The sequence below is a fragment of the Pseudoalteromonas sp. MMG013 genome (genome assembly GCF_018100885.1).
GTDB lineage: Bacteria > Pseudomonadota > Gammaproteobacteria > Enterobacterales > Alteromonadaceae > Pseudoalteromonas > Pseudoalteromonas aurantia.
In genome coordinates, this window is sequence record NZ_JAGJEE010000020.1 from 46,295 (window position 1) to 68,401 (window position 22,107).

General features: G+C 41.9%; 18 protein-coding genes. 13 read left to right on the forward strand and 5 right to left on the reverse strand.

From position 1 onward, the window contains the following. A complete protein-coding gene (locus J8L98_RS16825; protein ID WP_210997381.1) occupies positions 1–1,209 on the forward strand; it encodes a M56 family metallopeptidase in 1,209 nt (402 codons plus the stop codon). Between the two features lie 39 nt (positions 1,210–1,248). Here J8L98_RS16825 and J8L98_RS16830 read toward each other — a convergent pair whose 3' ends face one another. After that, positions 1,249–1,632 (reverse strand): MAPEG family protein, encoded by a 384-nt coding sequence (locus tag J8L98_RS16830; protein ID WP_192506183.1) that lies wholly within the window; start codon positions 1,630–1,632, stop codon positions 1,249–1,251. A gap of 254 nt (positions 1,633–1,886) precedes the next feature. On the opposite strand from J8L98_RS16830, the gene J8L98_RS16835 reads away from it, so the two are divergent. Continuing rightward, the gene (locus J8L98_RS16835; RefSeq protein ID WP_210997382.1) at positions 1,887–2,759 is read left to right on the forward strand and encodes a DMT family transporter; all 873 of its coding nucleotides are present in this window, start codon (positions 1,887–1,889) and stop codon (positions 2,757–2,759) included. 9 nt (positions 2,760–2,768) lie between these two features. Here the strand turns inward: J8L98_RS16835 and J8L98_RS16840 are convergent, their stop codons facing one another. Next, positions 2,769–3,584 (reverse strand): MBL fold metallo-hydrolase, encoded by an 816-nt coding sequence (locus J8L98_RS16840; protein WP_247682594.1) that lies wholly within the window; start codon positions 3,582–3,584, stop codon positions 2,769–2,771. Positions 3,585–3,744: 160 nt separating this feature from the next. Here J8L98_RS16840 and J8L98_RS16845 point away from each other — a divergent pair, with 160 nt between their 5' ends. Next, on the forward strand, positions 3,745–4,809 hold the full coding sequence (locus J8L98_RS16845; protein ID WP_210997384.1) for a GGDEF domain-containing protein: 1,065 nt from the start codon (positions 3,745–3,747) through the stop codon (positions 4,807–4,809). Here J8L98_RS16845 and J8L98_RS16850 read toward each other — a convergent pair. Continuing rightward, positions 4,806–7,100, reverse strand: a complete 2,295-nt coding sequence (locus J8L98_RS16850; protein ID WP_210997385.1) for a penicillin acylase family protein — start codon at positions 7,098–7,100, stop codon at positions 4,806–4,808. The genes J8L98_RS16845 and J8L98_RS16850 overlap by 4 nt on opposite strands. 234 nt (positions 7,101–7,334) lie before the next feature. Between J8L98_RS16850 and J8L98_RS16855 the strand changes: the two genes are divergently transcribed. The 7 genes from J8L98_RS16855 (at position 7,335) to folX (ending at position 16,073) form a co-directional block, all read left to right on the forward strand. Next, entirely contained in the window at positions 7,335–10,667 is a 3,333-nt protein-coding gene (locus J8L98_RS16855) for an ATP-binding protein (protein WP_210997386.1), read from the forward strand. Between the two features lie 26 nt (positions 10,668–10,693). Continuing rightward, positions 10,694–11,314: a YceH family protein gene (locus J8L98_RS16860; protein WP_210997387.1), complete on the forward strand. Its 621-nt coding sequence runs from the start codon at positions 10,694–10,696 to the stop codon at positions 11,312–11,314. 60 nt (positions 11,315–11,374) lie between these two features. Continuing rightward, positions 11,375–12,205: an ammonia-dependent NAD(+) synthetase gene (gene nadE, locus J8L98_RS16865; protein WP_210997388.1), complete on the forward strand. Its 831-nt coding sequence runs from the start codon at positions 11,375–11,377 to the stop codon at positions 12,203–12,205. A 78-nt stretch (positions 12,206–12,283) separates the two neighbouring features. Then, on the forward strand, positions 12,284–14,233 hold the full coding sequence (locus J8L98_RS16870; RefSeq protein WP_210997389.1) for an alpha/beta fold hydrolase: 1,950 nt from the start codon (positions 12,284–12,286) through the stop codon (positions 14,231–14,233). A 194-nt stretch (positions 14,234–14,427) separates the two neighbouring features. Next, complete coding sequence (gene folM, locus J8L98_RS16875; protein WP_210997390.1) at positions 14,428–15,135, forward strand: dihydromonapterin reductase; 708 nt, start codon at positions 14,428–14,430, stop codon at positions 15,133–15,135. 14 nt (positions 15,136–15,149) lie between these two features. Beyond that, positions 15,150–15,704 (forward strand): GTP cyclohydrolase I FolE, encoded by a 555-nt coding sequence (gene folE / locus J8L98_RS16880; protein ID WP_192506193.1) that lies wholly within the window; start codon positions 15,150–15,152, stop codon positions 15,702–15,704. Between the two features lie 9 nt (positions 15,705–15,713). Beyond that, on the forward strand, positions 15,714–16,073 hold the full coding sequence (gene folX / locus J8L98_RS16885) for a dihydroneopterin triphosphate 2'-epimerase (protein ID WP_192506194.1): 360 nt from the start codon (positions 15,714–15,716) through the stop codon (positions 16,071–16,073). 13 nt (positions 16,074–16,086) lie between these two features. Here folX and J8L98_RS16890 read toward each other — a convergent pair whose 3' ends face one another. Beyond that, positions 16,087–16,521, reverse strand: coding sequence for a YqaA family protein (locus J8L98_RS16890; protein WP_210997391.1), 435 nt, complete (start codon positions 16,519–16,521; stop codon positions 16,087–16,089). A gap of 146 nt (positions 16,522–16,667) precedes the next feature. Here J8L98_RS16890 and J8L98_RS16895 point away from each other — a divergent pair, with 146 nt between their 5' ends. Both J8L98_RS16895 and J8L98_RS16900 read left to right on the forward strand, forming a co-directional pair. Then, positions 16,668–17,174, forward strand: a complete 507-nt coding sequence (locus J8L98_RS16895) for a TlpA disulfide reductase family protein (RefSeq protein WP_210997394.1) — start codon at positions 16,668–16,670, stop codon at positions 17,172–17,174. Positions 17,175–17,198: 24 nt separating this feature from the next. Beyond that, the gene (locus J8L98_RS16900) at positions 17,199–17,660 is read left to right on the forward strand and encodes a DUF2721 domain-containing protein (protein ID WP_192506197.1); all 462 of its coding nucleotides are present in this window, start codon (positions 17,199–17,201) and stop codon (positions 17,658–17,660) included. 69 nt (positions 17,661–17,729) lie between these two features. On the opposite strand, the gene J8L98_RS16905 is transcribed toward J8L98_RS16900, so the two are convergent. Beyond that, positions 17,730–21,227, reverse strand: a complete 3,498-nt coding sequence (locus J8L98_RS16905) for a S8 family serine peptidase (RefSeq protein WP_210997395.1) — start codon at positions 21,225–21,227, stop codon at positions 17,730–17,732. Positions 21,228–21,607: 380 nt separating this feature from the next. Between J8L98_RS16905 and J8L98_RS16910 the strand changes: the two genes are divergently transcribed. Beyond that, entirely contained in the window at positions 21,608–22,057 is a 450-nt protein-coding gene (locus J8L98_RS16910) for a cytochrome c (protein WP_210997396.1), read from the forward strand. Positions 22,058–22,107: the final 50 nt, after the last annotated feature.

Genomic DNA, 22,107 nt, shown 5'->3' on the forward strand with positions numbered 1-22,107 from the left:
ATGTTCGACATACTGATAAATTGGGTATTCGAAGTTCAATTATTGCTGAGTCTTATCGTGTTAGGGCTTATCTTTTGCGAACGCATAACATTACATAAGCTGGGAGCGCGGTTTATTTACCAGCAGTGGTGGATTTTACCCTGTGCATTGATATTGATCAGTATACCCAATGAGCTTAAACCCCTGACATACGGCCCGATGCAATATATCAGTGTGTCAAACCCGCTACCACACGTTGAAACATGGGTGTTTAATTGGTCGCTCGTCTATTTGCTCGGTTTTACCTTATTCATTTTCACTATGCTGTGGCAACATTTACGCTTTCATCAACAATTAGCTTTACAGCCATGTAATTTAAATCATCGTGATAGCATCACCTATACCAGCGCTCAAATAGCCAGTCCTATGGTCATTGGATTAATACACCCCAAAATCGTACTTCCTCGCGACTATGAACAACAATTCGATGAAACGGCTTTATCATTAATGCTTGAACATGAGCATACGCACATAACGCGCTATGACAACATATGGAATCTCTGCTTTTATTCGTTCTGCGCATTAAACTGGTTCAACCCGCTCATTTGGTGTGGTTATCACAGCTTCCGTCGTATTCAAGAACTCGCCTGCGACGAAACAGTCCTAAAAAACAAGTCCCATCATCAACAAGTACACTATGCCAAAGCGCTGATAAGTTGTATTGAAAGTGATAAAAAACAACACTTTGCTTATGCCCATTACGGAGATAAAAACACCATGTTACAAAGACTTAACTACCTTAAAAATACTTCAAGCTCATCACGCACCGCCAAACTACTACTGCTGACCTGTGCTTTTACATCAATCGGTGCCGTCGCACTTAACAGCACCACGAAGACGGAAAAAGCAACATCAAAACTCATAGTCAAACCCATTATGCGTGTTGAACCTAAATATCCGGTCGAAGCGGCTAATGATGGTATTTCAGGGTATGTGCAATTGGCCTATACCGTTGACGAACGTGGCCATACAAATAATATAAAAGTCATTGCTGCACAGCCGGAGAATACATTTGAAAATAATGCTATTTTGGCCTTGCGCCAATGGCAATATACGCCGTCAAACACCCCTTCTCAGGTTTATCGAGTGCAGCTCGATTTTAAACTCGATAACCTCGCGGTTAATGCTCCAAAGCAAACCCAATTTGAACGCATTGATGTGACGAATTAGCCAAAGAAAAGAGCAACAACGATGTTGCTCTTTGTACAACTACATGCTGACACCTATCATTGCAACAGCAGAACCTAACCCAACCAACCACACCAACGAACGTAACTTATCTACGTTGGTATAATAAAAAGCACAATATAAAACTCTCGCAACAACATGGGTGATAGCCAAAGACTCAGTCACTGCATTAACACTATTGGTGCCAAGCACAACAGCCAAAGCAACCGAAAACACAATGAGTGACTCAAAGCTATTTTGATGTGCAGCCAAAGCTCTCGCACCGAACCCGTCTAATTTTGATTGTTGAGCTCGAGGGTGCCGATTGTCATATCCCCCTAGTTTATTCATTTCAATTGCGACCGGTAGCTTTGCAATATAGGGCAACAAAACAGCTATCAACGCACACGTTAATAGGGTTGTCATAGTAACTCCTTTAATTATTCATAAACTGATAAATAAATAAGTTAACATAACGGTATGGTAATAAAAAAGTCGCCCTGCGGATTCTGTTGGAAAAATAATAAGTCGCATCGCTGCACAGTATAATTAAATAACGCTAAAAAGGCTCTGCAAGAGTGTCCTCACATCTATTCATAGAAAAAGGTGTGATTAACCAGTAGCCAATTAATCTCAATATTGTTAGGTTAACTTCCCCCTCTCATAATTAGAATAAAAATATGGAATGGATCGCTTTTTCTGTTTTAGCAGCCTTCTCACAAGCTTGGCGTAATGCATTACAAAGTAAACTGAGCCAACATGCATCTGTTGCCGCAGTTACCCTCGCTCGCTTTCTCTTAGCCAGCCCAATTGCTGGTATCTATCTACTGGGTTTATATTACTGGCAACCGGCTCCTAGCTTATCCCTAAGTGCACCTTTTTTAAGCTATATTGTGGCTGCAAGTGTAATACAGATTATCGCTACTGGCTTGATGGTCTTGCTATTTAAACAAAGTAACTATGCCATCGGCGCGGGCCTTGCTAAAAGTGAAGCGCTGGTAGCCGCTATTTTAGGCATGTTGTTTTTCGGCTCTGCACTGTCCTATTTGGGTTGGTTTGGGGTTGCATTAGGCAGTATTGCAGTGCTGCTCCTGAGCGGTTTTAGCCTTAAAAACTTTAACCTTACAACCGCTCTTTTAGGATTATGTTGCGGAACGGCCTTCGCCCTAACCTCTTTATGGGTTCGTGAAGCAAGTTTAATCAGCGGATTACCCTTTCCACACAGTGCAGGGTGGGTGCTTTTGTTAGTGATCAGTATACAAACCCTGATATTAGGGGCTTATTTACGCTGCAAAGAGCCACACAGCATAACAACTCTATGGCAACACCGCACCCAAGTGAGTTGGATCAGCTTAACTAGCTGTATTGGTTCCATCGGCTGGTTTAGCGCTATGAGTTTACAACATGTGGCCTATGTAAAAACCCTAGGTCAAATTGAAGTTTTTTTTACGATGGCCATTTCAGTATGGTGGCTAAAACAGCCACTTAAAACGCGCGATAGTCTAGGCCTTATTCTCATTGCGCTTGCAGCCTGCTTAGTCATGCTCACCTAGAAAAGGCCTTCACTGCGCTAAAGAGCGATAAAACAACCGTGTTACTCGCTCTTTAGGTAACCAGTTAGCATACGTTATCGCTAACGTTGAGAGGGGATCCAATTGTACCATTTGCTCTTCAGTTTTAGCGCTCTTCATTGCCTGTAATATTAAAAAACGGGCTTTTTCTATTAATGCAATATACTGTAGCAGCTGATTTTTGTTGGAAATTTGACCATGCCCTGGTATCACAACCGTTTCATCATCAATACTCAAACATATTGCCCGCAATGCTTTGAGTAGTCCATTCACCGAACCGCCATGATCAACATCTATAAATGGCAATCCCCCTAAATTAAAATATAAATCCCCCATGTGCACCACGTTAGCCCGTGTAAAAGTGACGACGGCATCTCCATCGGTATGCGCATGTGAAAAGTGCTTAACTTGCGCCTGCTCATTATTAAAGTGTAAAGCCAAGTCGTGGCTAAAGCTTATTTTTGGTAAATAATGTGACTCACTGCCATGTTTTGCCAATAACCTTTTATGCACATTGTCATGTGCAATAACATGACTACCTGAACGCGCAAATGCTTCATTACCGCCGGTATGGTCACCATGAAAATGCGTATTTATTACAAATTCAGGAAAGCCCGGCTTTAAAGCACTGATCTGCTTTTTTATTTGTCTTGAGAGCTTTGCAAATTGGTCATCAACAATGTAAATACCATCTTCACCGAGATGGATTGCAATATTGCCACCTTGCCCAAATAGGACATAGATATTTTCGGTAACTTTGTGCGTTTTAAAATTCACTGCCATTGCATTTGTACAAAGACACGCCATAAGCAATGTCACTATTTTTATTCTGATATGGAACGTCATAGCACCCTCTATTATGTCGATTTCATCAAGTAAGATAAAGTCAGCCCTTATTAAAATAGAATAAAAAGCAAACAATATCATCTATACTTTTATCGGTTACCTTGATAAGGGTTCACTCGCTTTGCAACATCCACACAGCCAACCAGATCAGGTCGAACAAGTTAAGCTCACGTTACTTAAGCGCGTTGCTTGGTATTGCTTAGGTTTGCATGCCCTTTTAGTTATACTGTTTTTTGCACTGAGCATCCCAATATTAGGACTATTAAATATCTTGAGTGTATTAACATGGGCTCTGGGAATTTACTTGCTCAATATCCAGCACCGCTCATTAGCATTGCGTTTATTTAGCGCTGAAGTGGCCATTCACGCTATCATCGTATGCGCAATACTGGGTATGCAGCTCGGTTTCCAATATTACTTATGGACTGTATCTTGCCTACTGTTACTCGACAATAATTTGAAACTAAAACCTGCGGTTGGGGTGTCGGTTATTATGATCACACTCTTTGCAGCTATGCATATATGGTTTGCTGATGTCACTTATAAATATGCGTACCGTGATTGGTTGCAATACGTTCACTTTGCCAATGTCTTAATATGCGGTATCCCAATGATTTTCACCATTGCATTAATTCGTGATGTCACCATGGCGCAACGGCAAACATTAACTAAACTCGCCGCTCGTGACCCACTCACACAAATGTACAATCGACGATATGCGCAAGAACTTATCACACATGCAAAGTATCACTGCGACGAAAATCATGAAGAATTATGTATTATCATGGCTGATATTGACCATTTTAAACAAATAAATGATGATTATGGTCATGCTCAAGGGGATGAAATATTAAAGAGAGTGGCTTTGGTTATTGCCAGTCATACTCGGCCGGTCGATATCTGTGCTCGCTGGGGCGGCGAAGAATTCCTGATTGTCATGCCCAACACTGCGCAAGTAGACGCCCTCGCCCGAGTTGACAAGTTACGCTATGCCATTACACATGAGATCTTTGAACATTTTGATAGTACCGTCACAATGAGTTTTGGTTTAACCATGTGGCCCACGAAAGTCGGCTTTTACGAAGCGCTTCAACAAGCTGACAATGCGCTTTATACCAGTAAAGAGAACGGTCGAAATCAAGTCACGACCGCTTCTACTTTGTATGCAGTACCAAATATACGTTAATTCATAGGCTTTATTGTCAATGAGTGTGTCAACATACCTGGTAATAATGCCGTTGCTTTGCCTTGCGCATAATCATCAAAACCCGCTCGATAAAAAGGTGATAATGGGTGTCCACTTTGCCCACCAGCCATGGTCATAATTGCATTACCAAGCATGCCGGGTTGTGCGATAAACCGCTGTGACGCGCCAAAGCTTGGGCCTTGAACTGCAGGCATAAATGTGTCTCCAAATGCTGGCTGTATTGGCATATCTAAAAAGCGACTTAAAATAGGTAATTGCTTACTAAACGGGTGCTTAATCTGTAATGCATTAACAGTGCCCCACTGCCAATTTTCTAGGTCTGGACCGAATTCATCACTGAGTTTTTGTTTGGCGTTCTCGTAAGCTTGGCGCTGTAATACTGACCAGTTATCATGATGATTCAACCAGCTATCTGGTTTTTTTTCAATAAGTTGCCAAATCGCTGGCTCAAGATAACGTTTAATGTAACGTAAACTTGCTCCCGACATCTTCATTTTCGCTTCAACTGGCGCAAACGCACTATCTATAACACTTTCTCTAAAACGTTTTACCAAAGTATAGCCAACCGACGTTTCACATGCACAAGCTTGCCACTGAGCAAGGTGCTGCAAATCACGTGCATAGCGCGTTTTCATTGTTTCATTTTCACTGAGTAAATCAACCAAGTGCTGATGCCAGCGCGTGAGAAATAATGCTTTGTTATCTTGTTGAAGCTGATTGAAATCGGTTTCATTAAACTGCGATTGCGCGAGTAGTCTATCCCTTATTTGCACGGCCCTTGCCCCTAATGCATATCCGCCGTCACCGTAACGTTTGTGCTGTTGTACTGACACCACCCGGGAATTCGCAGTCCATAACTTGCCATCTTCAGGGTTGAAAAGTGCGGGACGAGTCTCCTCATTATATTGCCATTGCGACGAGTAATTTTGCGCTTCCTCTGCTGTATCCACTGGATTCGTTCTTGCCGGGATGGCCCCTGCTGGACGCCACCCCGCATTGCCTAAACTATCAACCACCAGCATATTTTGTACAGGTATGCCAACTTCAGGCGCCAATGCCAAAGCTGCTTGTACTGTTTCTAGTGATTCCATTTCAAGCAATTTTAAGTTAACAGCATATGGCTGATGAGCGACCCAACTTAACGCATACTTTTTACCATTAAACGTTTTTACTGGGCCATACTCACTCATTAATAGTGAATAACGACGGGACTGCTGATTGGGTAATTGAATATGTTCCTCTTCTTGCCACGTTTTATCCTGTTCCGACAGCGCAATCCAGTCTGCGGTATCTAAATACCCATTGGTAAACCCCCATGCAATGTTATCATTGGTGCCCACCACGATGGCCGGTGCTCCCGGTAATGAGACCCCCGTTACTTGCACTGTTTTACCTTGCATCATGTAGTTTAATTGTGAGCGATACCAAATCGATGGAACGGCCAAACCTAAATGCATATCATCTGACAGCATGGCCTTTCCGGTGCCTGTCAATGTGCCTGTTACGGCCCAATTGTTACTGCCATACAAATCAGTAGTACCTATTTCACCAATCAAAGCCTGAATGCCTGTACGCTCTAAAGTGGGTATAGGCTTTTCTACTTTGGCTATCATTGAGCCATCTAACGCCGCTTGGTAATGACTAGGCTGTAGTATAAATGTTCGCATTTCTTCACCGAAAATATGGTCGACATAAAGCAATGCTTTGTCTCGCTCAAAGTTGGCTGATTGCAGATCCAAATACATACTAAATATAGCAAGTATACTGTCTTCACTTTTCCAAGGTCGTGCACTTGCTCCTGTTAGCAGATACTCAAAACTGTCAAAGCCAACTTGTGCCTTACCTTCATTCACCCCCTGGGCGTAAGCACGTAATATACTTCTTTGGCCTGGTGGTAACTGGGTCACAATTTTTTCACTGCGTTTTCGCAATTGATGAAAACGCATTTTTTCATCTAAATTGATTGCGGCTTTACCAAACAGCTCACTCAGCTCCCCAGCCGCATTTCTGCGCAGTAAGTCCATTTGAAAAAATCGGTCTTGACCATGTGCAAAGCCTAATCCATAGGCGGCGTCATCTCGTGAATTTGCGGTGATCACTACTTGACCTAAACTATCCCGTTCAATTTGAACTGGCGCTATTACAGCGCTGCTCGTTCCTGTCCCATCGAGGGCGGGTAAACTCAAAGACAGTAGACCATATAAACTTGCTGTTGCGGCCAGTGCCAATAAAACCAAGCCAGCCGTTATTCGCTTCAACCAAGGTAGCATTGTTTAATCCTTCCCTATTAAAAATTATTTTTATCATAACCACATCTATATGAAAGTGATATGTCTACGCTATCGCAAATCATACTCGCCAATGTGATTAACGACGTAAGAACTGTACAAAGTCCATTCTGTCATCGGTTTCAAGTACCATTATGACTTTTATGATAATACTCACTTTTGCTCACCGATTGGCTAGACTATAGTTAAAGGATGCTCAGCAGAATAAGTTAGGTAATGCTCAATACCCAATTACATGCGCCAAGGAAAGCTCGCTCTTTAAAGCTAGGCTATTGGTTTATTTTATGTACTGTACTGTGCTTTGGTTGGTACGTAGACACAGTTAATTACAACCGATTGATTGAAGTTGAGCGCAGCCGTGCCTATGAAGAAGTGAATGTTTATCGCACCCAAATTGAAGGCGTACTAGCCGCCAATATACAACTGGTGCGGGGCTTAGCCATCGCCTTAACCAACGAAACACAGTTAGATCAAAAACGGTTTGAATATATCGCACAACCTCTATTTCGCTCAAGTAATGTATTACGAAACCTCGGTGCGGCACCTGATATGATCCTCTCAATGACCTACCCACTAAAAGGAAACGAAAAGGCGCTTGGACTAAATTACTTAACACACCCTACTCAAAGTAAAGATGCCATCAGGGCCAGAGATAGCAAAAAAATCGTTCTTGCTGGCCCATTGACCCTTATTCAAGGGGGGGAAGCACTCATTGCTAGAGTACCCGTTTACAATCCTGATGGTTCTTTCTGGGGATTACTCTCAGTCGTCATTGATATGAAAAAATTATTTAAAACCGTTAATTTAGATATGCTGGATGCGAACTACCGCATTGCTATTCGTGGAAAAAATGGACTCGGTGAACAAGGCGCTTTTTTTCATGGCAATGAAGACATACTCCACTTACAGCCTTTGACATTTAACATCGCCATTGCTTCTGGAAAATGGCAACTATATGCGGTACCTCGATTTGGCTGGGAGCCTGAAGTTTCAGCCATTTGGCCTTTTCGTCTCGCATTGTTAACCATTATACTTTTGTTTATATCAGCCTTTATTTTCTTTAACAAACTCATCAAGCAGCTCCATGATAATGCCCAAACTTTAACGTCTATGGGCAACCTTGCCGAGGTCGGAGCTTGGTCCGTTGATTTAAAAACCCGCAATATTACTTGGTCTGAAGTAACGAAACGCATATTCGAAGTACCCGATCATTATCAAGCAACTTGGATGAGTTCTACTGAGTTTTTTAAAGAAGGACTACATCGACGCAACTTCCAGCGAGCCATTGAACAAACTATCAAACATGGGACCAGCTTCGAGGAAGAGTTAATTATTGTAACCGCACAAGGACATGAGCGCTGGATATTAATGAAAGGCAAAGCAAACCAAAATAATCGGTGGACGGTAGAGATATTCGGTTCAGTACAAAATATTCAAACCCGTAAAAATATGGAAATAGAACATGATAAAATTGCCCGTAATAACGAGTTACTCGCGCAACTAAGTAGTCACGATGCCGTACTCAATAACCTCGTCGACAATGCACAAAGTCTTGCTGTAGATGCCATTTGCCAAGGTTTGAATGCTTCCCGGGCAAGTATCTGGGTCTTTAATGAAGAAAAAACCTTACTCATACCAAGCTGCTTTAGCAATACCCGACAAGATAGCTTGCAACACTTTCCCCCTTGGCGTAAAAATCATTTACCTGAACTATTTCACAATGTACAAAAAAATCAACTTATTAGAGCTAACTTTGCCCATAGCCATGAGTGTACACTTGGGTTAAGTGAGCATTATTTAGGACCCTTTGAGGTCAATGCCTTATTTGGGTGCACCATCACATATAAAGATAACGTGATTGGTTTATTGTGCGCCGAGTATACCTTGCCAAACCCCGACTGGGGGCACAGTGATGAGCGTTTTATTCGGGCTATATCAGCAATGCTTGGCAGCTTATTTGCGAGTCAAGAGCAGCAAAAAGCCAAACAACAAGCACTCATGGCAAAGGAAATCGCCGAACAGTCTGCAAAAATAAAAGCCGATTTTTTGGCGAGCATGAGTCATGAAATTCGTACTCCCATGAATGGTATTTTAGGTATGCTCGACATTGTCCTTAATTCGAACATTGATCAATCTCAACGCCACCACCTAAATTTAGCCCAAAATTCAGCGGGGTCACTACTCACCATCATTAACGATATTCTTGATTTTTCAAAAATTGAAGCTGGCAAACTCGATATTGAAGTGATTGAATGTGATTTAATCCAAACCCTCAGTGACAGTATCAGCAACTTTGCCCCCAAAGCGATTGAGCAACATACAGAGCTATTTATCGATAGCCGTAATATGCAAGTTCAGCACGCCAAAACAGACCCTCATCGACTCAAACAGGTACTAAATAACCTACTGAGCAATGCGATTAAGTTTACAGAACATGGTAAAGTCACCTTAACCTGCTACACCGAGCAACAACCCGCTTCAATGCGCTTATGGTGCAGCATTGAAGACTCTGGTGTGGGTATAAGTAAAACACAATTAGATAAAATCTTTGATTCGTTCACTCAAGCCGATCCTTCAACAACTCGCCGCTTTGGTGGTACTGGCCTAGGGCTAACAATTGCTAGGCAGCTGTGTCAATTATTAGGTGGCGCACTCAATGCCTATAGTAAATTAGGAGTCGGTAGCACGTTTACCTTTTACATCGATTTGCATGAAGCGAAAGAAATAGCACCGCTCAATACGCCATGTGATGGACTCTGTATTATCGACCCGCATCAACAACACGAATTGGCTGCTCATCATTTATTAGATGCATGGCGGATCCCCAGTGAGCATTTTGAAAGTTTGCCTGCGGCGATGGCTTTACTCCAAGAAAAACGCCTAACCTCGCCTGCAATCATTATTGCCGAGTCGATTGTTAATGACGCCTCAAATTATCAACTCTCCCTGTTAAAAAAAGTCACACAACAGCCTGACTGTTGTTTTGCAGTGATCAGTAATAAGCTCAGTAGCAATGAGCGATTTAGTCATTTAGACCCTGACTTGGTCTTTCTACAACCGCTCACACCAGCCAATGCACTTAAATTATGTACACTAAGCACGATGAAAGAAGCGATACCTCCAGCTAAGTTAGGTGCTATCGATGCACGTATTCTGTTAGTAGAAGACAATAAAGTGAACCAAGTTGTCGCGCTCGCTTTACTAAAGCGACTCAATGCCAAAATTACGTGTGTTGATAATGGTCGCTTGGCAATTGAACACCTAAAACATGCCAGTCGATATGATGTCATTCTCATGGATTGCCAAATGCCTGAATTGGATGGATACCAGACAACCGGTCAAATACGCCAAGCCGTCGCTGGTCAAAGTCATCAATCGACTCCTATCATCGCTTTAACCGCCAATGCGATGCAAGGCGATAAAGAGAAATGCCTCGCAGCTGGTATGGACGATTACCTAAGTAAACCTATTGAATTTACGGATTTAGAAAAAGCATTACGAAAATGGACGCAAGAGGTTAGTCAAACTACCGCTGATAGCGTAAAGTAAATAATAAACAATATAGGAACAGTGGTATGAAACTCACACCCAATGAGCAAAGGATCATCGGTTGCTTACTTGAAAAGCAAACGACAACGCCCGAACATTACCCACTATCATTAAATGCACTAACCAATGCATGTAATCAGAAATCAAATAGAGAGCCAGTGTTATCTTTAACTGAATCGGAAGTGCTTGATACCCTTACACAATTAGAAAATAAACGGGTGGTGCTTTTAGATGAAGGCCTCTCTGGTCGCGTAAACAAATACGGTCATCGTTTTTGCAATACCGAATTTAGTGATTTGCAACTCTCTGAAAAACAGCGCGCTATACTATGCATCATGCTCCTTAGAGGCCCGCAAACACCAGGAGAGTTACGGACTCGCTCGGCGCGCCTAGCTGAATTCAATAACGTAAGCGACGTTGAAAACACATTAGAGGAAATGCAAAGCCAAAAGCTCATTTGTAAACTAGAGCGGGAACCAGGCAAACGTGAAAGTCGGTATCAACATTTACTCGGTGACCACAAACCAACGGTCCACGAACCACTCGTGAGTAAACAGCTATCTCATTCTGAATTAGAGTCATTAGTTGACGAAATATCTCAGCTACGAACCGAGCTTGCGGCAATCAAACAACATTTAGGCCTTTAATTTTAGCTCAGATAAAAACATAATAGCAATTTGCAATAATTGTTCATTGAGGAACCCAATATGCGCCAAGATATTTTGGCTGAAATGAAAGTTCAACCTACTATAGATGCTGCTTATGAAGTATCTCGTCGAGTGAACTTTATTAAACAACGTTTAGTTGACGCGCATTGTGTCACATTAGTTTTAGGTATTAGTGGCGGAGTGGATTCATCAACATGTGGGCGTCTTTGCCAACTTGCTGTTGACGAGCTGAATCAACAACAAAGTGAAATTTGTTATCAATTTATCGCTATGCGCTTGCCATATGGCGTGCAAGCCGATGAAGATGAAGCACAACTTGCACTCTCATTTATTCAACCGAGTAAACGTATCACAGTCAATATCAAACCCGCCGCTGATGCAATGCATGAGCAAGCATTATGCGCCATGAATGATACCAATATTCCATTACCTACCGAGTCATCGGTCGATTTTGTCAAAGGCAATGTAAAAGCACGCCAACGAATGGTCGCACAATATGAAATAGCAGGGTTAACCCAAGGGCTTGTTGTAGGGACGGATCACAGTGCCGAAAACCTCACTGGTTTTTATACTAAGTTTGGTGATGGTGCATGCGATTTGGCCCCTCTATTTGGTTTATCAAAACGCCAAGTAAGAGCTCTGGCAGCACAGTTAAATGCACCAGAAATGTTAGTCAATAAAGCACCCACAGCAGATCTTGAATGTGACCGCCCAGGGTTAACAGATGAAGAAGCGTTAGGACTCAGTTATGATCAAATAGATGACTTCTTAGAAGGCAAAGATGTCTCAGATCACGTCAGTAATAAACTCATCAGTATTTATGTTCGCACTCAGCACAAACGCCAGCCAATCCCCACAGTTTATGATTAACGTAAAATAGCACTTGTGATGTTCCTATAATCATGCAAGCATCCCTCTTTTTCTACTTTAGCTAACAAAAGAGGGAACATGTTACGCTTTATATTCGCACTCCTTTTTGTGTCATCAACACCACTCATGCAGGCCTCAGCACAACCAAAAACGCCCGACCAACTAAAATTACCGATCGAAGCTTACACAAGCTTACCATTGGTTAGTCAGGTAAATTTATCTCCCAGCGGTAAGCATTTAGCCTTTGTACAAAATTATCAAGGTACCTTGATACTGAATATAACCGACTTAAAAACCCAAGAAGTTACTCCTGTGTTAAGGTCAGACAATAAAGAAGTGACCTTGAATTGGTACGACTGGGCCAACGACAATACGTTAATTGTTGCCGCAGGTTACACACAAAGACAACGCTTGGTGAAATATCATTCAACGCAACTATTTAAATTTGATATTGAAGGAACCAAAAAACTAGAAAATTTATTGCCTATCCGCAATCGCAATGTGAACAATTCCGCGCAATTTCAAGATAATGTAATTAGTATGCTGCCAGATGACCCTAAGCATATTCTTGTCGCAGTTGATTTTGACACAGCTAACAGACCGACTGTTTTCAAAGTAAATGTGGATACCAAACGCAGAAAACGGATATTACGACCAAGACGCAATATCTCAGATTGGATAGCTGACGAACAAGGTCGTGTACGTATTGGTTACAAATTAATAGGCACTACCATCTCATATGTCATTTATGACCATGATAAAAACAAGTTGCATGAAAAGCCACTTTATCAATTTGATGCTTTCTCAGCTGAACGTGTAACGATATTAGGCTTTGATAAGGATGGTGACACGTTATATATAAAAGCCAACCATGAAGGCAAAAGTGCTCTATTCAAAACTAAAATAAGTCAACCCCAAAGCCGTGAGCTTATTTTTTCCGATCCTGATTATGATGTCGATGGCACCATTTTATACTCTCAAATAACCGGGAAAGTAAATGGTTTTTCACACTCAAATACCGATGGGAGCCGCATATATTGGGATGAAGAATATAAAAGCTTACAAACCGCTTTATCTACCGCACTGCCAAATGCACATAATGTGATCATAGATAAAAGCCAAGATGGCGATACGTATATTTTATATTCTAGTTCAGATGCTGATCCTGGTACTTATTATCTAGGGCACCGTAAAGCACAGTCGTTATATTTATTTGCCCCTCAATATCCTGAGATACAAGGCACAACATATTTAGGCAAACAACGCCACAGTTATAAAGCGCGTGATGGGCTAACCATCGAAGGTTTTCTAACATTGCCGCCAGGTACTGCCTCTCATACAGTGACATATCCAACCATTATTCTCCCTCACGGTGGGCCGATGGCGAGGGATTATGCTGATTTTGACTATTGGTCAGAGCTTTTTGCCAGCCGTGGATATGCTGTATTTCAACCTAATTTTAGAGGGTCATATGGCTATGGCTATGAGTTTGCGCAAGCTGCAATGGGAGCATGGGGAGATGCGATGCAAAATGACTTACAAGACGCAGCTCACTTCCTTATCGAACAGAAAATTGCGAATAAAGAGCAAATCTGTGTCGGTGGAGGAAGTTATGGCGGTTATGCTGCTGTGATGGCGGTGGTAAAGCACCCTGAAACCTTTAAGTGTGCAGCCAGCTTTGCAGGGGTTATGGATTTAGAATTCATTGTGTCACGTGCTCGACACTATACCAACAGAGAGGTTGTAGAAAAGCAATTTGGTAACGATGATGACAAATTAGAAAGCAATTCGCCCATCAACAATATCGCTTCAATCAAGCGCCCTATATTATTAATTCATGGGGAAGATGATAAAGTAGTCCCCGTCGCACATAGTCGCCGCATGTACGATAAATTACTCGACGAAAACAAAGCCGTTCAATACATTGAACTTGAGTCCGGCAACCACAACCTCAGTTTTCAAGCACATCGCCATACCACCTTGAGCGCTTTTTTAGCGTTTTTCGATGCACACTTGAAAACCCAATAGTGTAAGGTGCAAAGCACTCTAAATTGAGTGCTTTGCTGAAGTGACCACACAACTGCCCAACATAAAAAATTCATGTAGCGCACTAAATATTTTAATATGAGCTAACAAGCTACTGATCAACAAAGTAAAACAACACGCAAAAATTAAGTTATAGTTATATTATTCCTACTTTTATACGAAGGTTTTTAGCTTTAATGACTGCTCCAATATTAATTACAGGCGCCGCGCAGCGCATTGGCTTAGCTCTGGTACAACATTTTATTACGACTAATCAACCTGTAATAATGACGTACCGTACACGGCATAACGTCATACATGAGCTTGAGCAGCAAGGGGTTACCTGCATTCAATGTGACTTTAGCGAAACAAATGCGATCGACCAGCTGGTTTCTGAAATTCGCATGCGGCACTCTAGCTTGAAAGCGGTGATACATAATGCATCTAGTTGGGATTGTGAAGAAAAGAATCACAATTTTAATGACTTATTTGATAGCATGATGCGAATTCATACCAAAGTCCCTTATTTACTCAACCTTGCATTGAGTGACTTACTACTTGCCCATAGTAGCGTCAGTGACATTATTCATTTAACCGATTACGTTGCAGAAACCGGTAGCGCCAAACATATCGCATACGCGGCCAGTAAAGCAGCACTAGATAATTTGAGCAAATCATTCGCAGCGAAGTTTGCTCCAAATATCAAAGTAAACTCGATTGCACCCAGTCTTATTATTTTCAATGAACATGATTCGTCTGAATACCGAGAAAAAACCCTTAAAAAATCACTAATGGCTATTGAGCCTGGTTGTCGAGAAATCGTCAATAGCGTCGAGCTACTGCTCAATAGTAACTACATTACAGGACGCACCCTGCCAGTTGACGGCGGACGCCACCTAAAATAGATAGAGAATTTGTTATGCACGAAGAATTAAAAAACAGCTATCACCAAATCATTGAAGCCGTTGGCGAAGATAGCAATAGAGAAGGCCTATTGGACACGCCAAAACGAGCTGCCAAAGCCATGGAATATCTAACAAAAGGCTACCGAGAGACGCTCGATGACATCACAAATAACGCCGTATTCACCTCTGATGCGGATGATATGGTATTGATTCAAGATATTGAGCTTTATTCTATGTGCGAACATCACCTGTTACCTTTTGTGGGCCGTTGCCATATCGCATATATCCCCAATGGGAAAGTGTTGGGTTTATCTAAATTTGCCCGTATTGTTGACATGTATGCGCGGCGCTTTCAAATTCAGGAACAACTCACCCACCAAATAGCAAAAGCTGTTGAAGAAGTGACGGGTGCAAAAGGAGTTGGCGTGATTGTAGAAGCAAAGCACATGTGTATGATGATGCGAGGTGTCGAAAAACAAAACTCTAAAATGCGGACTTCCGTTATGCTAGGTAACTTTCGTGAAGATCCAAAAACACGTAATGAGTTTTTACAGTTAGTCAAAAACTAAGGATTGTTTATGCAAAATGCGATCATCAATATCACCAACTTAAGATTGCGTACTTTTATTGGATTCAATCCTGAAGAACGAGAAAAAAAGCAGGATGTCGTACTCAATTTAGAGATCCACTACCCTGCGGATATCGCCTGTGTTAGTGGTGATGAAGTCGAACATGCCCTCAATTATAAAACCGTCACGAAAGCGGTCATTAATCTTGTCGAAAGTGGGCACTTTCTGCTTTTAGAAAAATTAGTGGCTGATATTCTAAGTGAATGCCATCGCCACCCAAGTGTCACTTATGCAAAAGTTCGAGTCGACAAGCCACATGCTCTGCGCTTTGCAGATTCAGTTTCTCTGACGCTAGCTTGGTCTAAATAACGCTTCTGAGCGGCTAAATCAGTCGCTCAATATTTACCACCCCCAGTAACACAAAGCCGTATCGGGCACCTTTACTTAACCCAACAATAATAACAAATACCCAGAACCGTAATTTACATAACCCGGCAATTAAAGTGAGAGGATCTCCTATAATAGGCACCCATGCCAAACATAAGCTCCACACTCCATAGCGGTTGAATAGCTGTTCAGCACGCTTTGTTTGTTCTTCAGACACAGGGAACCACGCTTTGTCTCGATAGTGCGTGATATTTTTCCCTAACCAGTAATTAATACAACTGCCAAGCACGTTACCACATGTTGCAACGCACCAAAGTAACCAGATGGTACTGCTACCAATCGCCATTGAAGACAACACCACTTCTGATGTTCCCGGCAATAAAGTAGCTGAGCTCAATGCAGAGAAGAACAACCCAAAAAACTCTAGCACACGCACTCCTAATTTATTGTTTACGCTGCACCTATATCGAGAAAATAATACTTATAACTCAATGAAATGTAAGGTAGGGTGAGTAACGTGCGGCTGAAAAATATATCAAATACCGTACTCTTAATAAGTCACAATGGAGAATAATAATGATAAACAAGCTAAGTGCAACACTCATTAGCACTCTTTTATGCGCCAATTTATCCGGATGTAATACCGTTACGGAGCCGGTCAATGTTGATAATAGATATGAGACATACATTCAAGTAGGGCAAGCATTTAAACATACACACTTCAATAATATTCAAGGGACGCCCATAACACTCAATCCAAACAAAAATAAGTTGGTTATTCTCTTTGCTACCTGGTGCTCTGACTCTCAAAGAACGTTAAAGGAACTTCAAGCATCTCCTTTACTTCATGACTCATCAGTACAAATTATCGCCATTGGCCGTGAAGAAAGTAGCACAACGCTGAGTAAATTTAATATCGACTATCAATTGCCTTTTGACTTAGTTGCAGATCCAGATAGAGCTATTTATAAGCAATATGCCAACAAAGGAGTCCCACGCCTAATTCTACTAGATAAACACAATAACGTCGTAAAAACCCTCATTGGTGAGCAAGCTAATATACTAGATCAAGTCATTTGGTAGTTGGCGATAGTAACAGAGGTCTAGATGAGCAATGATATAGTAAATATATTAACCATGGCTAAAGTCATACAAACAGCTGTTGCACCCGTCTTTTTGATCACAGGTATTGCAGCAACGCTCGGTGTTTTATCAAATCGACTCGCCCGTATCACTGACAGGGCAAGATTACTTGACCGAAAAGTCAACTCTAGTCAAGATGACGCTTTGAAAGCATCTTTATGTACTGAGATGCGTGCCCTATTAAAACGGTCTCGCTGTATCCACATTGCTTTTAGTATGAGTGTCTTAAGTGCTCTGCTGGTGTGTGCCGTCGTGATGCTACTCTTCACTTCACACCTATATAAAATACCAGTGGGTATCACGCTCTCAAGCTGTTTTATTGCGGCAATGATGTTATTGATGGGGGCATTTTTAGCGTTGCTTGCTGAAGTATTTTTAGCCACTAGAAGTATGCGTCGTGGTATGATTTTTAAAGATTTAGAATAATACAATCACCTTATTCAGCACAAAAAAAACGCCAGTCATTGACTGGCGTTTTTAATTTTAGCTATCAACTTACTTTTGCTTACGACGACGTAGCGCAGCAAACGGAGCAGCCAATAGTGCTAACCAAGCCAAAGAACCTGAAGAAGAACTTGTTGATGCTGGAAGTACTGTTGGCTCTTCTGGAGCCGGTTGCTCAGCTTCCGTATCAACTGTATTCGTAATTGTTACTGTCACTTCAGCAGCTTCTGATGCATTACCAAATACATCAATTGCAACAACCATTAATTTCGCTGTGTTGTTACCTGCTTCGAAATCAAGCACATCAGCATTAGCAACGATCACTTCACCGTTCATGTTTACTGTGAAAGCAGTGTGTGAAGAAGATTTCACAAAATACTCTTTAACTTCAAGGGTATTTTCTTGTGCTTCTAATTCTAACTGACCAATCACAGTATCTTTCGCTGTATTTTCTTCTACTGAAAACTCAGCTGAATTCAATTTCGGCGCTGTGAATGGATTTTCATTTTCTAATACTGCTGGTGTTACCGTTGCCATTACACCTTCGAGCTCACCAGAAGTAAGTGCAAATGCAGAATCAGCATTGATGTACGCTTTTTCACCAGGCTTAATCTCAGTAACAGCATCACCTGCTGCATTTGTGAATGTTGCAGGAGATGTTGCGAATGTCGTTGTACCCGTTAGTGTATCCGTTACATCGTATGCACCAATCTGATAACCGTAACCTACTGATGCTTCAACCGTGATTGCATCACCAAGGTTATCTTTATTAAGGCCGATTATGTCTGAACAACCAGAGAAAGTTACGGTGTTCGAACCGGCTGTATGATACATGCTCGTTAACAATGCCCATTGAGGAGCACCATCAACAATAGGACCACTAACTGTACGTGAGCGACCAGGTACTGCAGCACTGCGGCCTACATCACTATACTGCGCTAATGCGTAGTCGTAAGTGCCGTCGTTATCAAGGTCTAAATTCATTGCATAACCACCCGCTCGACGCAAGTGTGTTAGCTCATCACGCAGCATGATTGAAGCAGTAAATGCCACACCAGTATCACACCCTTCAGCCGTCACAGCGTTAAATGTAGTGGCTAAAATGTTGAAATCTTTTTCAGATTTACTTACCTCAGTACCCGTTGCAACTAATTGCTCTGACATAGGGGTAATATCTTTAAAGCCATTGTTTGTTGCAACAACTTTAACCTTGCCGTTCATTAGCTCATAACCTAGCTCTAAGCCAACGTTCGCTTTCGGTAGGGCATGATAAACAATGTGTAAATCATGGTCACCTTCAGTATTTGGGTCATCAAAGACTAATGCGCCATCAAATTCAGATAAAGTCAATGCAGGGCTACGCTCAGCTAGCTCATCCGCATTAAGTGGGTTCTTCAGTTTCCACTCAGGTAACTTAGCAGGGTCAATCGTCAAGGTTACATCAAATTCAACAGTTTGACCTGCTGGTACAGTAACAGATTCAGGCATTTCCCAGCTAGCAGCACCCGTTGCAGCATCATTTTCATAACGCGCTTCAGTGCGAAGGTTATAGGTCTTAGCTTCGTTTGAGAAGTTTTTCAATGTCACAGTTTTAGTGTATGCCGTTACTTCTGACACATTCTCAAAACCAAATGACAACGCCGCTTGGTTAGTATCAAACTCTGAGTGATATACCCATGCCGCAACCGGTGATTTAACCGCTTTATCAACGTTCACTAAACCTGCACCGATTAAACTAATAGGTGCTAATGGTGAATCAGGGTTAATCGATGTTGCTTCAACTGTTACGTTCAGATCAGCGGTGTTCATGATGGTTGCTTTAATTTCGTATGCATTACGCTCTGGTAACGCTTCACGAACAAGTGCCACAGCACCTGCTGTCATTGGACCTGAGAACGAAGTACCCGTTGCGCCTGCAACCTTATCTTGCGTACCCGTTGCTGCAACTTGAATCTTCACACCTGGCGCTGTGATTTCTGGTTTTAATAGACCATTGACTGAAGGACCACGTGAAGAGAAGTCTGCAACTGCACCAGCAACATTCTTCATCTCAACTTGAATCGCGTATTCTGCTGTTTCACCTGCTGCTAATTTGTCTTTTATCGCTTTACCCGCTTGGAAGTTCACACCTACAGAGAAAATAGTGACTTCTGTAGAGCTGCCACCCATTGGCGCAGGAGTACCATTATCGGTGTTATTAGCAATCAGTACAAATGCTGCGCCTTTAGCTTGTGCATTTAATACTTTAGTGACGAATGCACATGCACCACGGTCAATCAATACCGCTTTACCTGTGAAGTCCACGTCGTCAGCAAATGCATCGCAACCATTTTGGTTTGCATCAGGGTATACAAGCTCTGCATTCGTGTTGCTGAACGAGAACGCGTCCTGTGGACCAAAGCTTGCAGCTTGAATAACCGTCTCAGCACCTGCAACAGTACCTGATGCAATACCTTCTTCTAATGTTGGGTGTGTCATTGCACCCACTGATAGTGCATTTGGTGTCGTACTTGGACCACCGATACGGAATGGATGGTCACCGTCATTACCTGCTGAAATAACCATATTCACACCCAAATCAACAGCGCGTTGAATAAGGTATTGTGTACCACTGCCTGTGTATGTATCACCGAACTCACCACCGAGAGACATGTTGATCACATCTACACGGTCTGAAATATCGCCATCCCCATTAGGATCCATTGCTGACTCGAGTGCCGCAGCTTGTGCTGCGCTTGGACAACCACCGCCACAGACAGAATAAACATATAGCTCAACGTCTGGTGCAACACCTGTCACTGAGTGAGAAACCGATGTACCGTGGTTTGTTGGTTCATCCTCTTCAGTAGGAACCTCTGGATCATTCTCAATTGGATCCGCATCGTTACGCATATAATCGTAACCGCCTTTGACTTGACCTTGAGGCCATGCAACGGTTGTTGGATCGGCTTGAGCAGCTTCATACGCTTCAACTGTACCGGCAGCTTCATTGAAGATTTTGTGAGTATAATCAATACCCGTATCTAGTACAGCGACCTTTTGGCCCATACCTGTAGCCAAACCTTCAGTACGTACTGGCGTTGCTTTAATGTAGTCAGATGATTCTGCAATGTGTAGTTCAGAATCAAACATAGGTAACACACGTTCTACGCGTGCGTCTTTTTCAATCGCTGCTAGCGCTTCTTTTGACGCTTCAACAATGAGTGTAGGGGCTAAAACACGTGTTTGACCAATAACTTTCGCATTGAAGTCTAAACTGTTTAGTTCAAGCGTTAACGCTTCTTGAAGTTGTGAAATTTGCGCCATTGTTGCACGTGCATCACCCGACTGGTATGTGCCCTGTGCATATAAGCTCGCCGCTGACGTTGCTTTCAGTACGATTAAATAAGAAGTTGGCTCATTCTTTTTCGTATCTTGCGCTGTCACTTTAACAGCATCAAAATTGGCAAAATTATTTACCATATTTGCCGTGTTTGCAGAAACACCCGCTGTGAGTAGTACACTACCAACCGCAGCTGCAATTGTTGATTTCTTGATTAGCTTAGACATTAAATTCCCCTAGGACTTGTTGTTAACTGTTTTAACAGCCACCATCTTTATTGTTAACCCTCACATTGGTAACTATTACGTTTGTTGATCTTATTTGACCAATGCGAAGGAACATTAATATAGTGTGAAAGTGCCAACGTAATCAACACCGAAAATACACAAACTAAATCCCCCATTTACATACAGTCAAATAAAAACCATAACCAACTGAAATTAATGGGTATTTTTTTGTAAAAAAAAGTAAACAACATCATCATAAAAGTGACTTATCTCATTTTAAATTGGCATATTGACCATCATTCAAGCCAAGTTATCGCATCACGCTTGCCTTTTCTAATGCATTTACGTAAAACATAAGTCACATAACTTAGGGGCAAAACATGAAAAAACTGATTATATTAAGTGCATTCTTATCCGCTATATCAACGAATGTAGCGGCAAACTCACTCTTTGATAAACCAGAAGACGCTATCGAATATAGGAAAGCTGCATTTCAATTAATTCGTTATCAAATTGGCGACATGGGTGACATGCTCAAGGGAAAGGTGCCTTTTGATGCAGATAAATTTGCTCAACGCGCTAATAATGCAGCAAGCCTTTCAAGCCTGCCATGGGAAGCATTTACTACAGGATCAGATAAAGGCGATACAAGTGCATTACCTGCAATCTGGAGTGACCGAGCTAAATTTGACGCTAAAGCTAAATCATTTGCGGAATATGCACAAGCACTCGCGGTTGCAGCACAATCGGGAGATAAAAAAACCATTGCACCTGCTTTTAAAAACTGGGCTAAAGGTTGTAAAGATTGTCATAAATCGTTTAAAGACTAGGTTTATACTACCGGGCTAAAGTATAAAACGGTGTGAACACACCGTTTTAT